This window comes from Cupriavidus pauculus (assembly GCF_022179805.1).
Classification (GTDB): domain Bacteria; phylum Pseudomonadota; class Gammaproteobacteria; order Burkholderiales; family Burkholderiaceae; genus Cupriavidus; species Cupriavidus pauculus_E.
The window spans coordinates 248,497-263,636 of the sequence record NZ_BPUO01000009.1 but is presented as its reverse complement, the minus strand read 5'-3'; the positions used below and the strand labels follow the sequence as shown (position 1 = coordinate 263,636).

General features: G+C 57.8%; 9 protein-coding genes. 5 read left to right on the top strand and 4 right to left on the bottom strand.

All coding sequences use genetic code 11. The features are described from left to right. Positions 1 to 529 precede the first annotated feature (529 nt). Both MFF62_RS20375 and MFF62_RS20370 read right to left on the bottom strand, forming a co-directional pair. Complete coding sequence (locus MFF62_RS20375; RefSeq protein WP_238264935.1) at positions 530 to 1,861, bottom strand: HNH endonuclease; 1,332 nt, start codon at positions 1,859 to 1,861, stop codon at positions 530 to 532. Between the two features lie 32 nt (positions 1,862 to 1,893). Next, positions 1,894 to 2,739 (bottom strand): hypothetical protein, encoded by an 846-nt coding sequence (locus tag MFF62_RS20370; protein ID WP_238264934.1) that lies wholly within the window; start codon positions 2,737 to 2,739, stop codon positions 1,894 to 1,896. 185 nt (positions 2,740 to 2,924) lie between these two features. Between MFF62_RS20370 and MFF62_RS20365 the strand changes: the two genes are divergently transcribed. From MFF62_RS20365 to MFF62_RS20355, 3 genes are all read left to right on the top strand, one after another. Beyond that, positions 2,925 to 3,662 carry a hypothetical protein gene (locus MFF62_RS20365; RefSeq protein ID WP_238264933.1) on the top strand — a complete coding sequence of 246 codons (738 nt, stop codon included), beginning with the start codon at positions 2,925 to 2,927 and terminating at the stop codon, positions 3,660 to 3,662. Positions 3,663 to 3,984: 322 nt separating this feature from the next. After that, positions 3,985 to 4,923 carry a hypothetical protein gene (locus MFF62_RS20360; protein WP_238264932.1) on the top strand — a complete coding sequence of 313 codons (939 nt, stop codon included), beginning with the start codon at positions 3,985 to 3,987 and terminating at the stop codon, positions 4,921 to 4,923. Positions 4,924 to 5,357: 434 nt separating this feature from the next. Continuing rightward, positions 5,358 to 6,269, top strand: coding sequence for a hypothetical protein (locus MFF62_RS20355; RefSeq protein ID WP_238264931.1), 912 nt, complete (start codon positions 5,358 to 5,360; stop codon positions 6,267 to 6,269). Here MFF62_RS20355 and MFF62_RS20350 read toward each other — a convergent pair. Further along, entirely contained in the window at positions 6,244 to 7,221 is a 978-nt protein-coding gene (locus MFF62_RS20350; RefSeq protein WP_404990801.1) for a DUF3375 family protein, read from the bottom strand. The genes MFF62_RS20355 and MFF62_RS20350 overlap by 26 nt on opposite strands. 718 nt (positions 7,222 to 7,939) lie before the next feature. Here MFF62_RS20350 and MFF62_RS20345 point away from each other — a divergent pair. Both MFF62_RS20345 and qatD read left to right on the top strand, forming a co-directional pair. After that, a complete protein-coding gene (locus MFF62_RS20345; RefSeq protein WP_238264930.1) occupies positions 7,940 to 9,655 on the top strand; it encodes a hypothetical protein in 1,716 nt (571 codons plus the stop codon). A gap of 317 nt (positions 9,656 to 9,972) precedes the next feature. Then, positions 9,973 to 10,758 carry a Qat anti-phage system TatD family nuclease QatD gene (gene qatD / locus MFF62_RS20340; protein ID WP_238264929.1) on the top strand — a complete coding sequence of 262 codons (786 nt, stop codon included), beginning with the start codon at positions 9,973 to 9,975 and terminating at the stop codon, positions 10,756 to 10,758. 301 nt (positions 10,759 to 11,059) lie between these two features. Here qatD and MFF62_RS20335 read toward each other — a convergent pair whose 3' ends face one another. Continuing rightward, positions 11,060 to 14,899: an NACHT domain-containing protein gene (locus MFF62_RS20335; RefSeq protein ID WP_238264928.1), complete on the bottom strand. Its 3,840-nt coding sequence runs from the start codon at positions 14,897 to 14,899 to the stop codon at positions 11,060 to 11,062. Between the last annotated feature and the right edge of the window lie 241 nt (positions 14,900 to 15,140).

The window sequence follows — 15,140 nt, the reverse complement described above, 5'->3', positions numbered from 1 at the left end:
GCGGCTTCGTGAAAGAGATAGATCTCGTACGTTATAAAGCCACGAGTTCCCGGGTGCTCGCTAGCCTCCATAGGCGGGAAGTCGGTTCCCAGTTCGCGTTTGAAGTAGTAGCCCAGCTTCTCGGCGGCCGCCCTCGCCCACTCGGGCGAATCAACTGTGACCAACAGCGGCGAATCTTCGCCGGATAGCTCAGTCGTCGTCGGAAGCTCAAGAGAGTAATAGTCGGTCATGACAGTTGGGCAGTGTGTCTGGAGTGAGTTGATCGGTGTTGTGCTCCACCGCGGCGAGCCAGCGGCACAGCCGCGTTGTCACCTGGCAGACCTTGGGGGTGGATTGCAATTGAGCGGGCTGCCGGATTGGCGCTACTCGCCCTCCTCCAATAGGTACATGCGTCCCTGGATGATGTCCCCCTGGACCCCGAAATGCTCCCGATGCGACTGGCGGCGCGTGACGGAACGCCGCTGCCGGCGTGGGGCCTCGTTCCAACGGGGCGAGCTCGGAATCTTGCTTGGCGGCGACCATGGCAACTTCAGAGACTCGTGGCGTCGTCGTAGCTGTACTTTGCCCGGTGCCGGCGCAGGAATGCGGCACGCCGGGCGGCATCCCCCTTGGCGCTATTCCGCAGGCGCAACTGTGTCAGGCCAAGCTCGCGCACGGCGTCGTCGGGCAGGCCCTTGCCAATTAGCAACGTACCATCGTCGGCAAAGCTGATCAGGCCACGGTCGAAAAGGGCATCCAGATTGGCCACCAGTAGCAGGCCGTTGTGAGGGTCAAGTCGCTCCTCATTGTCGCTGGCGGCCCACGGCTGGATGTGGCTGGCCCGTAGAATCGCTCGGACACGAACGCCGGTGACGGCGCACGCCGCATCCCAGTGACCTTCCAACTGGCTGCGAAAACGTCCTTGGCCCAGGCGTGCGTCCACCAGGCGCTGTTTTGTGGTGGCGTCCAGCGATGGGTCGACTTTGAGCGCTTCCACGTCTGCGGCGGTTTGGCTTTCCCGTTGCCCGCTACCTTCTGGGGCCTCGTCCTTGCGCAGGACTGGAAAGCCTAGCGCGGCCAGCTTCGGATACCACGGACCGTTCATGGTGCCGTAGCCGTACCCCGTTGGCGGCGCCAGGCCGAGCGACTCCGCAGCCAATACCCCGATCGACTTGGGCGGATAGGGCTCGCCGTCGATCCAGACGTTGTAGCCGCTAGAGGCGTGCGCCTGTTGGAAAGCGCTGTCCTTGGCATCCCAGGCCGCAGCAGCAGCGCGCACCGCGTCCGCCGTCAGGTCGTCGGCCGTGGCTTCTGTCAGAGGCGCAATCGGCTGCCCTTCGCGCTCCTCGTCGCTGAGACGGAAGCCCAGTTCGCGCAGCCGGTCGCGCCAACGTCCGCCCTGCGGTTCGGTGAGGTTCGTGTCACGGATCTCCGGCAGGCCCGCCCAGTGTGCGGCGCGTCGCACAAGGTTTCGGTATCCGTACCAGTGGTCTCCGACTTGGACGAGCCACCGGTTGCCGCGGAATTCGTAGGCCTCGGTTTGACCGGCCGCAAGCAGGTCGCGGGCGGCGGATTCGACATGGTCCGCTGTCACGGAGTCCTTGGACAGACGTCGCTCGAGTTCGAAGCCGAGCGCTTTTAACCGGCGGCGTGCGGCGTCCCCGGCCAAGGTGGCGCGGGTCAGTTCGCCAAAGCCGGCGATTTCGTGGGCAACGCCGGTGATCGCCTTGGTCGGATACCAGCCACCGCCGATTTCGACCGTCCAGTCGGTCGTTGGGCGCAGCGATGCTGCCCGCCTCCCGGCGTTCCAGGCGTCGGCGGCGGCATGAAAGTGGTCGCGGGTGAGTTGTTGCAGGGTCGCGGGATCGCGGAAGCTGGCCATGGGGTTTCTATGTTGGGGGTTCGGGCGGTCCGTTATATCGCACTGTCAATTCTGCGCGATCCGTCCGTCATGAACGCTTCGACGCCGTTGACAACGGTGAAGAAATCGTCTTTTGAGCCCTTGGATACTGACCACTCGGCCAGTTTGACGCCGTTACTCAGCTCATCGTCGCTATGTCGATGCAGCGAGACCACTCCGCGCGCAGGCGAGTCGCCGGCGTGCACCAGAAGGAAGAGACTTGCGGATAGATCGATGACGGAGGAATCGAAACCGCATTCGATCTGTGCCGTGTGACCACGTTCGAGCAACTCGGTGAACAGCTCTGCAGCACCGCCGTCATACTCGCCTTCGGAGGGCAAAAAAACGTCGTAACGGGTCTCCGTGGTGCCAAGAAGGTTGTTTGACAAGCCGCATTTCATCTGATCGGCCAGAACAGCGATGTTCCCAGAGTGCGCCTTGAGTCGAGCGAGAGATGGACCAGGCGGAGCCATTGGCACAACTGCTGTGCGCCCGCTGGAAAGTTGGGGTTGTTGCGGCTCATCCTTCAAAAAGAAGGAAAGCATAGCCATTTCTTCGCTAAGCTTGGCTAGAGCCTCCTCGGCCGCTAGGAAGCGCGTCTCCTGCTTGCCAAGGTTAGTGGATCGATTCCACAGATCGCGCTCGAATTCTAGATTGCCGCTTTCATCGGCCAAGATAGCTCGGCACCAATGGGCTTTCTTGTCGGTAGCCGCCGTGAATTCGATGAATCGCAGTACGGTCCCCCGTAATGCATGGCTCGGATCGAGGGCGTTATGGAGAGAAAGCAGGAGCGATACAGGCACGTGAGCACTTGGACCATCGCGAAATTCTTCGGGAGTGCTATTGGCAACGAGAAGCATGCGGTTTCGTGCTGTAGTTCGGGATTAGCAATTTAAGCACAGTTGGCGGCGCCTATCGAATGCAAGGGAATGCCCGTCCGATCACGCCTTGGCACGGCTCCGAACAGAATATGTGAATTTCCTGTTGCTTGACCCGCAGGCCGCAATCGTCCATAAACGTGCCTTTCCAACAGCCGGTCATGCGAATGATTAATCTCAAGCGTCTTGTGCTCAATGTCCGTGCCTTCGTCGTCGATTGTGGAGCGATCTTTCTCGCTGCGTGCGCGCTTTTGATGTTCACTCGTGAGGTCGTCGGTGGTCACCGGTACGCTATCCGCACCAACCCTCCCGTTGACTATTCCGTCGGAGTGATAGAGCGCGTTGCTGCGCTGAGGGCATGGGAGGCGCAATTACACCCACTCTTACCAAATACGGTCGATCATGTTCTTTTCGGAGCATGGTGTGCGGCCGTGGGGGTCTTTGTATGGATTGCTGTGGTGTGCATTGACCATGTCACCGGCCATGAGCGAGCCGGGCGACTTGCCACGAGCGTAGTGGGGGCGCTCGCTGCGGCAATAGCACTGGCAGTACTGTCGAGGCTGGTTTACAGCCAGGCCGACTGGGCTATCGCGCTGCTGGCCGTTGTCTTGATTCTGGCCGTTGGAATCTCAAACTGGGATGTTGTGAGGTCAGCCCGCGAGCGACCCTCGGCTTTCGTTTTCGTCGTGGGGGTCTTCCTATGGCTTCGCTATGGAGTGGGTTGGGAGGTTCACCAATGGCTGGTCGATGATCCCAAGAAGGAAGGTACGGTCCGCCAGCTTGCTGCGTCAGCCTCTGCTTTTTCGCTGGTCGTCGGCTTCAGTTGTTTCCTCGGAAAAGCGGTGTCTCGCCTCGATGCTATCGATCGCCCAAGCGGCATTCTGCGACGGACTGAAAGCAAATAGAACGGCGAAATGTTGTCGGGTAGCAACTATGCATGCGACGCAGTTCGTATGATTGGAGCGACTTTGGTTCAATAGCCCGACAATAGCGCCCAATCCAATCTGCTATCCCGCGCGTATGCAACCCGTCTTTGTTCACGAGGAATCGCATCTGGTCTCGCCGCCACCGACAGAAAGCTGGGCGCCACGGTTGCAGCCTGGAGGGGTTCTCGTTACCCAAGAGCTCTTACGTCTGGCCATCGTCAGGACTACCCAACTCGGTATCTCGTTAGGTGGTCCGGGCTATCAGGTTGCCCATGCGACCGCAGAGGCGGCCCTCGGCTGCTTGGCAACCGACGCGGGAGGGGGCTGGTATCTGAACCGCGAGTTGGGACATGTGAAGGACTTCAATAGGTCTGGCGTGTCTGGCAATCTCGGCGCTGGCTTCGCGCTCTTGCAGATGTACGCGGCGGGATATATTTGGGGCGTTCATTGGGAAGATTGTGGGGCGCCGGCGCGCGGGAAACGTCCTGACTTTGTGTTCTTTAGACCCGCAGGCGCGGGCCGGGCCGCCGCGTGCATTATGGAGGCAAAAGGCGCACGCAACACGTCTATGTCTGCCATGCAGAAACACTGGTTTCGCCAGATATGGCCGAATAAGGACGAAGTAGTCAAGCTACCTGGCTTTGGCCCGATGTTGCCAACGGAGGGCCGTGTAGTGGGCACCGAACTTGGGGGCCCGCGCTGCGAGCGGAAGATTCGCTCTTTCATCGCACATGGGGAGTTTCAGGGCGCTGGGCCCAATCTGTCGGCCCTGCCGGAACAGATTGGGGCTGATGGGGTATTACCTGATCTCTTGGCGGCCCAGCGTGCCAGCATGGTGAATATCTGCAAGCTCCTCGATATGCCAGAGACGGCTGAGCAGATGCGTTCAGCAACGTCGGACAAGGGGTTTGCAACCCATCCTCGTGTGTCTCGAGAGATGGGAGACCGTGTTCGCGAACTTGCCGGCGGTTTGCCCGGCATTAGCGATTTACCTCAGGCCGCAGCGTTCGTGGCCCCATTCACCCGCTTAAGGCCGTCGGGCCACAACGTGCCCATGGAGGCTGCGGTGTATTGTGAGGCAGAAATACTGGCTGGCGCAGTGCGCGGGGAAGTTGAGCCGTCGCTTCCAGACGTTCCATGGTTGCAGGGCTCTTTTGTCGACGAGGGGCGTTGGGCGCTCAGAGTTCAGGCGCCCGACGGCGTTGGACTGATTCTTCGGACGGCGCATCCGAGTCGCTAACGCTCCCTCTCAGAAGGGAGTTCGCTCGAGCCCAGGTTCTGCGCGGATTGGCGACGGCTTGCTTTTGCCTGCTTCCCTCGCCTTTCCTAGAGACCGCGTTATCGAACTGCACCCGCGACCCATACATATCCCGAACGACATGACGCGAGGCCGCCGCTGCGCCCCACAATCGGCGCTTGGGCGCACCGATTCGCGCGATGGTGAACCAGCCTCCTTATCGGTGCAGATCGTCTGTCCGGTGACGAAGTACGGTACGCGGTTGCAGGTCGTCGTCATTGGTGAGCGGCTTTGCCCGTTAACTGCCGCCCACTACGTCAAGCGTGCAAGCGCGTCGACGTCAATTGTATCAACCGTAAGCACAATGGTGATTTGCTCTGTCGCAAGGTAGTTTTGCAACGCGACGTTTTCGCCCATTCTATTTTTCGGAGGAAGCCATGCCGATTGGAGTAGACGATCTCTTAATTGCTATGGGGGCTGCCGCTGCGGAAGGGTTCGGCAAGGAATTGGCCAGGGGTCTTCTGTCGGGGGTATCGAGTGGAAATTTAGCTACCAAAGAGGATCTGCGAAAAGCGGTTCTAGAAATCGAATCATATATACATCAAGAGTTCGAAGCGGTACAAGATCGTGCGGTGGTGCATGATGTGGACGTGGCCATTCTTCATTTGAATCAATACAGAACATCCAGAAACGTTAGCCTGCTGAATATACAAGAGGTTCAGTCCCGTCTGAATAGTGCGTGGGCGGACATCGATCTCCTCAGCGCTACACGCGGCCTAGACTATTTTCGCGTTCAGTTTGTTCCGGTGACGCGCTTTGTCGCGACAAATTTTGCATTTTGGTCTGTTCTCGCCTACGACATAAACATTCAGGGGGCTGAAAAAATCCTGATTGACGTCATTAAGGACGGTATCACGAAGCTTAAGACGACGAGGCAATACCTGCACTTAATGGAAGATGAAACCGTCTCGGCGCTAACTTCCCAAGGAAACTCATACGTGGAACCCCGTGATCCCGGCAGTCCGCGTGGACCTTTTAACCGTAACCATGAAGGGTACGCCTGCTTCACCTTATATCGAGGACGGTACAATCCACCCACCGGCCAAAAGAAGATTGAAACCGGATGGATCTTCAACCGCACTGGAAAAGAGGCGGAAGATATTCTAAGGCCACGCTATCAAGAGAATCTAACGCGAGTCGATTCCGAGACGAAATCTCGCCTTGAATTAATTTACTCCCCGCTGGAGGAGGCGATCGCTAGCATGCTTGACCTTCTAGGGAAAACTGGGAATTCCTTGGTTTTTGATCAACCGATGGCAGGTCTTAACGCCATGCCTGAGCGTATTTAATTACCTCCGATCGCATCCTCAATTCCTCCCGTCGGACCGATTTTCGAAATGATTTGGCGATGAATAATCTTGCTAGATACTGTTTGCTTGCCTTACGGTAACGTAAGACGCTAAGAGTGCAAACCGTCATCCACTCTCTTTCCGATCGGCGGTTGCCAGGCACCAGCTCCGCTCGCGCACGGATGACCGCAGCCGATTCGTCGACTAGGCGGATTATGAGCCATCTCAGTTCATTCTCTTGGTGGGCATTTAGGGCCGATCTGGTCGCCGGATGCCTTACAATTAATCGCAGACGATGCTTCATGGCATCCAGTTCTGCCGTGCGGCCGAGTTGCTGCTGAAAACCGCGAAAGACCTTCCCTTCGGCAGTTTCCAGCAGTTCATCGTGGCTATTGAGCAGTTTGTCGACAATTTCCCCACGATGGCTACGCTCGCTGACGATGGATTGACGCAACGCCATGTCAGCCTCCCGGTAGGAGTCCTCGACCCGCCTGAAGTCGGCGCGCAGGCTTGTGGCAAGACTATAGATTTCGCGGATTGCCTCGACAGCCTCTGGCTGGCTGAGCACCCTGAGGTTCCCTGCCCGCACCTCCTCCAGCTCCTTCTCGAGGTCCTGGATCTTGCGCTGCAGATATCGTTCTCGCGTGCGCGGATCGGGATTCAGACTGAATTCAAGGTTCTCGATCTCCCGCTGGACAATCGACAGACGCGACGCCGTCGACGTCATGAGACGGCCGTCAAGGGCCGCCGCAAACCGCAGGGCCTCTTCGAGCGCGTCGGTGGCATAGAGCCGTCCTTCGCGCTCGATCACGAGCGAGCGTCGGATCCATCCGCGCAACTCCCTTCGCGCCTGGCCCGAAAAATCCCCCTCGGGGTCCACCCCAAACTCTTCGGCATTGGCATGCGCCTCAAGCATGGCGGCCAGGCTGAGCTCAGCCTCTTCGACGGCAATGCCGTCATGGCCCTTCTCAAAAACGGGTCTGAAGGCAGCTCAGTACCAGTGGCGCGCTGCGCGCGGCGAGCAAAAGCCAGGCAGGATGCTGCCGCCTGGCTTGGACATACTGATTCGTCCGTTGCTTCCAATCGAAATCCATTGCGGTGTCAAAGAAATGCTTCTCAAATCGAGTCGGTTGCGCGCTAGTTGCGTGCGCGATGCGAGAAGCAGTATCCGGGCGAGGCCGCGCAGAGACAAGCCCACGCTGGTGGGACACGACGCGCCGCGGTAAAAACGCGACAGCCAGATCGCGGCTTGACCGAGCCCTTGTAGCGAACCACGAATCCCGTCGGAACTCCGTTTTCCGGCGTTGCGTCGTGAATCGAACGCAATTTATGTTAAATTCGGTGCGTAGGACGGAATGATGTTCCGAACAGTTGCATGCCATCTGCCTGCAACTGCATCTACCTCACAGCACCGTACATGCGGTTCACCTTCAGCAATTCGATTCCTTTGCTGTGCACAAGCTGCCGTCACCTGCCGCGGTACAAGCATGGGACCCGAAGAGTTGACGCGATCTTGCCACGACAAATCGCTGCTTCTTAGCCAAACGATACCCCGAGCCCTTGAGGTCATAGCCGCAACCCTGTAGAGCGCTCCCCCGCCTGCAGGGGATAATAATTTTTATAAAATACCGATATGGTTGCGATTTGAAATGGCCTTGATAGGATGGTCCGTGGCACCTGAAGTTAAGAAATCTCGAATGTCAAGATATGCATCTGTGGCGTACTGGCGTGCCAAGAAGAAGTTCTCACTCGTCCTTACAAGTACGTCTCTCACACTCGGCGGCATCACGCTGTTGTTCAACTCGCTGGGTATCGGGCATCTTCCCGATTTCACCTGGAACGATCTATTCGGTACTCTCCTGGCAGTTTGTGCGACTGGCGTCCTGGTGGTAGCTGCACTAGTTCTTTACTGTTTGTGCGCGGGTTTTGCGGCACGTTGGGCATTGGAACTCGTATACCCTGACGCCGCGTTAGCACCTGAAGACTCCAATACTGGTGATGATAAAACTGCCTACCGGCGGCTAGTGCGTGGCCCGTTCGTGTTGGGAGCTACATGCCTGAGTGTACTAGGTTGGACGGCCGCAATCATAAGTCTTTCCGATACAAGCCTTATATCGCCATATAACGAGAGACTATGGACTTCGCTGACGCTGGCGCTGGCCACAGTTACGGCGTTGGTTCTAATTGATTGGCATCGTTTCGCGGTCAAAGGTTGCCGTAATGCCCTGCTCGGCCTTCTGGCCGGAAGTATCACCACAACCATTTTGATAATTGCGGCGTGGGCTAACGGTCCGGACACGTTGGTTATCCACTCGTCCAATCACGTCGACAACCAGCCCCAGGTCGATTGGACGCCCTATCTTCTGCGAGCACTTGATCAGTCCTTGGCGATAGGCATCATCGCTGTAGCCATCGCACTGGGACTGATATATCTCAAGCATGTTGTCGCGACCGTGACCTGGTCGGCAACGCTTCTTCTTCGTCTAATTCCGCGTCAGATACGCGCTCGCGTCGTGTGCATCTTCAAACCTGCGTTACATCTGGTCGCCGGAGACCGCGCAGATGCCACTTTCATCGGCGCGAAAATACTAGTAACGATGGCGTTCTTCGTTAGTTCCGGGGTGGTTTTCATCGTTGTGCACACCATGGCCAGCATGGGAAGCCGCCAAGATTGGTATCGCAATTTCTTCATCGTTTCAAGCTTTCTGATTTTTCTGAACTGCGCCTCATTCTCCGTTCGTGAATGGAAGGACCGTGCAATGATTGGCTTGGTTACGGCAGCGTTGATTCTTCTAAGCTACCCATTGCTTGCGCGTAACCCGCTGATGTTCCCGAAGATGATAGTGTCGATGCTGGGATTGGGTAACGAACGGTTCGCAACGTTGGCTCTTTCTAGCCAACAATGCGCGGCGCTGGTCCCTTACGGTGTTCCGTGCCTAGCTAAGAGTAGCCAGCCGATCACGCTTGTTGATGTCAACATGCTAAGTAGGCTCGGAAATTCCATGATACTCGAGCTACTAATTGAAGATCGGCCAGATCCTGCTGATGGAGCTAAGGGAATTAGGACGAAGGATGACGCAAGGTGGACAATTGACAACGAAATCACGCTCATCGCCATCCGACATATGGGACGTAAAAGCGCCGCAGCCAAGACGTGCGACCCCCTCCTTCTGGATCAGCTAGAGTCGTCGGACCCGGTGCAAGCAGATGCTTTACGTTGCATCCAACTGATTGTCCCGAAGGACCAGGTTCTGGGATACACAAAGTCCCAGGCAAGAACCTACAAGGGAAACTATTCCGGATATATCCGAGCCGCGATCGCACCTCAGGTCCCAGCTATCGATGAGTCAGAAGTCCGCCTTGACCGAGCCACCCATAAAAAGTAGCCGACTATTTGCGGAGCCGGAGATATTGAAAGTCCGTCGCATTCGCACTCAAGGCCATGGCGGACCTCCATTTCGTACTCGAGGAGGTGCCCGCTACCGGACTTGTGAACGGCGGCCGATCCGGCCTTCCTCGTCCGCAGCAGCGGTTTGCCACGCAGGGCATCGCCATGGCATCTGTCTCGGGAGCAAAGGTGGAGCGGCCCCACGTATCTGAGGACACAAGGACTCTTTTAAAATAAGGGATAGTCTTGTGCCTATCAGTAAGGGCGGCCTCAAATTTGAAGTGCAACACCTTGCCATTCGGTAAGGTGTGATGAATGACGAGAACGAAGTACCAACAACTACAACCTGAAGAACGCTGGGTGGACTTCCACTGCCATCTGGATCTCTATCCCGATCACGAGGCGCTGATAGCGGAATGCGACCGAGAAGGGGTTGCCACACTCGCGGTGACGACCACCCCGAAGGCGTGGCCGCGCAATCGCGAACTGGCCGCAGATGCAAAGCATGTGCGCATTGCCTTGGGCCTCCACCCCCAGCTCGTGGCTGAGCGCCGGGGGGAACTATCACTCCTGGAGCGCTATCTTGCGGATGCCAGATATGTTGGCGAAATCGGGCTCGACGCCGGGCCACGCTTCTACCACAGCTTCGATGCGCAGCAGAAAGTGTTTGAGCACATCCTCAGAGCCTGCGCGGAACAGGGCAACAAGGTCGTCACCGTTCACAGTGTCCGTGCCGTCGCCAAGGTATTGGGCCACATTGAGACGGCCCTCCCGGCCGATCGCGGACGCATAGTCCTTCACTGGTTTACGGGCACTGCGAATGACGCCCGCCGCGCAGTAGAACTCGGCTGCTACTTCTCCGTGAATAGTGAGATGCTGAGGTCGGCGAAGCACCGCAAGCTCGTCAGAGGCCTACCGCTAGAGCGTCTTCTGACCGAAACGGACGGCCCCTTCGTCTCGCATGAGGGACGTCCTGTGCGTCCCAGCGATGTCCGGGATGCGGTGAACGAAATGGCGTCCCTTTTCGGCCTATCGTCCGAAGATATGCGGTTGCGACTGATGCATAACCTTAAGGCCCTGCTCAGTACAGGCGAATGCTAGAGCCCGGCTCCGCATCCCCCGACGCTCGACATGCGTGTGCTCAAGGAAGGTTTGGAAAAGTGCTGACCAATTTAAACTGGTCGGTGCAGATCATCCAGGTTGAAATGTGGATTAATTTCAAGCGATTTATCTTTTCGCAGTAAGAATTCAGCCCGGGCAATGCGGGGCTGCGAGACGGTATATTTCTGTCAGGGCTTAGCCGGGTCGCGAGGCACCTTGCGACGCCTGGTGGGCTACAGCTTCAGCCTTGAGTTCCGGCTGCAGCATCTGGCCGGGCGAAAAGACAGCGCAGTTCACACTGTCAATCATCTCGCTCAGGCGTTGCTGCGCGGCGGCCAGCGATACGAGGTGCGGTCGACCACGCGGGACGGCTGCGAGCATCGGGGAGTCGCTCAACGGTGGAGTCCACCTTGTTCTCGAGGTCGAGTACGACGACGTCCAAGCGTCCCGCCGACTTAGAGTCGAGCGAATCGACAATACGCTCGCGCAACGCTGCCGCGCTAGCGATTCCATGAGACTTCCTTCCCGCTATCTTTTCCTGTCCTCCAACCCATAGAACCAAATAGACCCCCTGCTGCGCAGCGTCAGGGTGGGTTGTGTATAGCGCGTCCAACTGTTCGGAAGCGGCGGTAAAGAGGGCGGGATGCCATTGCCCTTTTACCTCGCAAACAAGAAGTAGGCGTTTTCCTTCCGAAACCTTTGTCACGGTGAAGTCGCAACGGTTGTCATTGGACATATGATGTTCAATGACAACTGACTGTCCAAGCGCCTCGAGCTGGGCGGTAAGACGCTCTACGATTCGATTGCGCGCGGTGTTCTCGTCCACTCGCTTGCCACCTGGCCAGAACATCTCCCGTGGGTTGGTTTCAGCCCCATCGATCCAACGTTGGAATGACTCAAGCTGCTCCTTCAGCAACGCTCGCATGTCTTCGACGGAAGCAACCGTTCCAGCTTCTAACATCGCTGAGATATCCGGCAAACGAGGCGGGTAGAAGCCTTCGAGCGCACGCCGGCGAAGCGCGGCAGTGCGAATGCTCTTCAGGTCTTGCTCAAAGTGGTCGAATCGATCGTCTCCCAGTAGTTGCTCTATCACAGGCAGGCTTCGATCCGCGTGGTCACGGTCAATCAACCACACCAGGTCACGGAGATAGCGGTAGGCAGTTTCGCTTCGCGGCGATGACGTGCCCCAATGGCTTGGAAGCGGTACGGTCGGCCAGTTCGTCACCTGCGCGCTCAGGACCCGGAAGGCCTTTATCGAGTCTAGTTGAGGCCATGCTGCGTGACGGCTGCGCTGAAGGGCACTGGTTCGATGCTCCAGCGCCAGCACGATCATCTTGTCGCGTAGCAGCAAATCCCAGATTCCGTCCCGGTCCGATGTTGCAAAGAAAAAATGACGCAAAAACCAAAACGTCTGGTGCTCGGATTCTGGTGAGTCGGCGGACGGGCGGGCGGAAAGCACTGCATCGCAACGCTCTTCTATAAAGCGAACTAACCACTCACGCGGCGCGAACTGTACCGCGATCTCGAAGAGCGATTCCAACTTCTGCAGCGGTAGATCCGGATAGCCCGACAGCCATTCGACAGCGAGTGGTCCCGCCAACCCGTGGAACCGCTCTTCGGCAGAGAGCCACCACAATTGATCTGGGCCTTCTGCATTCAGCGAGGCACCAATGAAACTACGAGCAAAGGCTTCGGTTTCGGACGGGGAAAACATGACTACCCTGTCGATCGCGGCTTCAAAGCGTTCCCGCTCGCCTTCGCCGTATTCGTTCGAGAACCTTGCCTGGGTTTTCACAGCAAGTAAGATGTCCTTGTCGAGCCCTTCCAGAGAGAGCCCTCTTCTGAACATCACTAGGCATCCTGCCTGCAGCACCATGGCGATGTGCGTCTTCTCGCCGCGGGCCAGTTCCGCAAGCGTTGGCGTATATGGCGCAAGCTTGTCTATGCCGTTGGCTAGCGCGTCTTCAGCCAACTCGTAATCTTCCAGCCGTTCGGGCTTGTTTAGATACTTATAGGCGAACTCTTGGTTCCACCCCCAAGACTCTCCCCGCTGAATGCGCAAGCGATGCTCGAGCAAATGGCGTGATCGATCGTCTTCGCGCTCTTGTCTGCGTCGGGCGCTTCGATTGCTTAAACGCCGCATGCGGGTATCACGAGGCGTCTCCCGGCGCCAGAACCGATTCAGCCGACTCCATGCCGCCATGAATATGGTGTTTTGATTTGCGTGCCCACGCATGGTGGTACGCAGCGAGTCGACCGATCTCGCATCGCCATGCCTCCGATGGGGGCGAATGAAGGAAGACCAAACTTCCACATTGCCCGCGCGGAAGGCAGCATCGACAAGATGGTGAGTGTCCCCTTCGGTCATTGAAAGGCCAGGGTGCAGAAGACCGTGCCGCAGCAGCGCGAAGCGACCCGTTGGCGTGCTTCCTCCGCCGACCATACACAATTCCTGCACCCTGCGTCGCAACATGCTGCTGGATTGGAGCGCACGCAGTGCTGCCCCGTCATGCGGTCGCGATCCTGTTCCGAAGTGCAGATTTTGAAGCCAACCCCAAACCAACTCGGGAACAACGGAACCGTCAGCAAGCTCGAAGTAGCGGTCCATCAATAGGCTGGCGATGCGGCTGGGCGCCTCGCGACACCGGCATCCGAAAACGTGCTCCGGCGTACAGTCACATTGGATCGAGCCAGCAAAGGTGGAAAGCGCCTCGCCCAGAGCTTGCGTATCCGTGACATTGAACAGTGTACGCCTCAACAGATACTCGACATCCAGCCACGCGTTCTCGTCATCGAGATGCCGTTGGCAACCTCGAAGCAGCGCAACGAGTGTCTCCGTCTCGACAGCAGCTTCCGATGTCAGATCGCCGAACACTTTCAGCCCGTCCATAGTGCCTTCTGCGAGCAAACACCCCATTGCCAGCTCAATGGATTCTGTCTTTGAGTGATCTTTCAGACAATGCGCTGCCAGACGCCTGGTTTCTGTCTCTAGACCCGAGTCGGACACGAGTTGGCAGAGCGTCGTAACCAAAGTCGTGACAATCGGCTCGCCCATTATCAACTCCAGCAGCAGTTGCACCACGATTCGGTGGGAGTGGCCGCCGCTCAATATGGCGTTCACCTCAGGGCTCATGTCAGGCGTGAAGAACCCGGCGGCATTGAAACTGCGCCACGCATCCGAACGCCGGAAATAGGGATCTTGATCAGCCAGCGTCTGCAGCGCCAGAAGCAGGCGTCGCTTTACCTTCGTGGTGAGTGCCCCCGGGTCGCCGTTGGCGATCACTGCGTAGGGGTCCAGATCGACGATTGCAGCCTGTGTGGCTTCCGCCCCCAAGGCCGCCAGCCAACCAAGTAATCCGCGCAGATCGTCCCGCACCACCCCATTCGGAGCGATCAGTGCCAGGCACCGGCTCAATGTAACCTGCGAACGAGGATTCGCAATCCGCGCATTCAAGTCGCACGCGGCACAGTACTCCGCAATGATGCGGTGCACGGGTTCATGTTGTGCGACGTCCCCGGTCGGGCGGAAGAGCCGACTGTCCAGTACAGCGGGGATGACATCATTGCGCGTCGACAATGAAGCGACGTAGGGGAAGTCATCATCTTTCAACCGCTCAATGGTTCCCACGCCCGAGGCGCCAGCGAGGAGTAGCTTTGCGAACATCTCGGAGGCTACGCGGAGGGCTTCTCGAACTGGCGGCCTATACTGCTCTGCCGGACGTGGGTTCTGCTCAATGGCCAGTCGCTCTACGGCATCCTGGAACGTCCGGGCCTTGGAATGCAGCTGGCGCCCACCCTGAATGAACCCCTCCACGAACAGCAAGAGGAACATGGGATTGCCGAGTAACCCTGCGAGTCCAACCTTCTCAACTTCGTCAAGAAAAGTCTCGAAGTTCTCGTCTTGAAAGAGGGAGTGAAATATCGCTGCCTGCTCCGTGCGATCAAGAGGGATCAGATAGGCAAAGCGCGGCTTAGCTCCCGTTAGCTCCACAATCAGTTCGCTCTGCGCTTCGCTCCACTCAGCCGATCGGCTTGCCAGAACGACGTGTCCTGAACTTGCTTCGATCGTCTTGGCGAGCAGCTCGTCCAGCGCCCCTGGGTCCTGCCTGGCGACCTCGTCCAACGCGTCGATAACGAGCAATCGATCGGACGCCAGGGGACGATGTCGCGCAACGCTGGCCCGTATTGTTCTTGTCCCGTGCCGCGCGGCCATAGCGTTTAGGAAAGTCGTCTTTCCCGCCCCCGGCTCAGACAAGATCACGGTGACTTGTCCGCTTTCCATCGAAAGCTCGGCTTCTGGCAAATGCACCCCGTCGATCTTCAGGCGTCGGGCGATATAGGCAGGGATGCGCCGCGGGCTTTCGGGAGAGGATTTGGTCACT

Coding starts and splice junctions, on each gene's coding strand:
- MFF62_RS20375 (WP_238264935.1), bottom strand. CDS start 1,861: ATGGCCAGCTTCCGCGATCCCGCGACCCTGCAACAACTCACCCGCGAC.
- MFF62_RS20370 (WP_238264934.1), bottom strand. CDS start 2,739: ATGCTTCTCGTTGCCAATAGCACTCCCGAAGAATTTCGCGATGGTCCA.
- MFF62_RS20365 (WP_238264933.1), top strand. CDS start 2,925: ATGATTAATCTCAAGCGTCTTGTGCTCAATGTCCGTGCCTTCGTCGTC.
- MFF62_RS20355 (WP_238264931.1), top strand. CDS start 5,358: ATGCCGATTGGAGTAGACGATCTCTTAATTGCTATGGGGGCTGCCGCT.
- qatD (WP_238264929.1), top strand. CDS start 9,973: ATGACGAGAACGAAGTACCAACAACTACAACCTGAAGAACGCTGGGTG.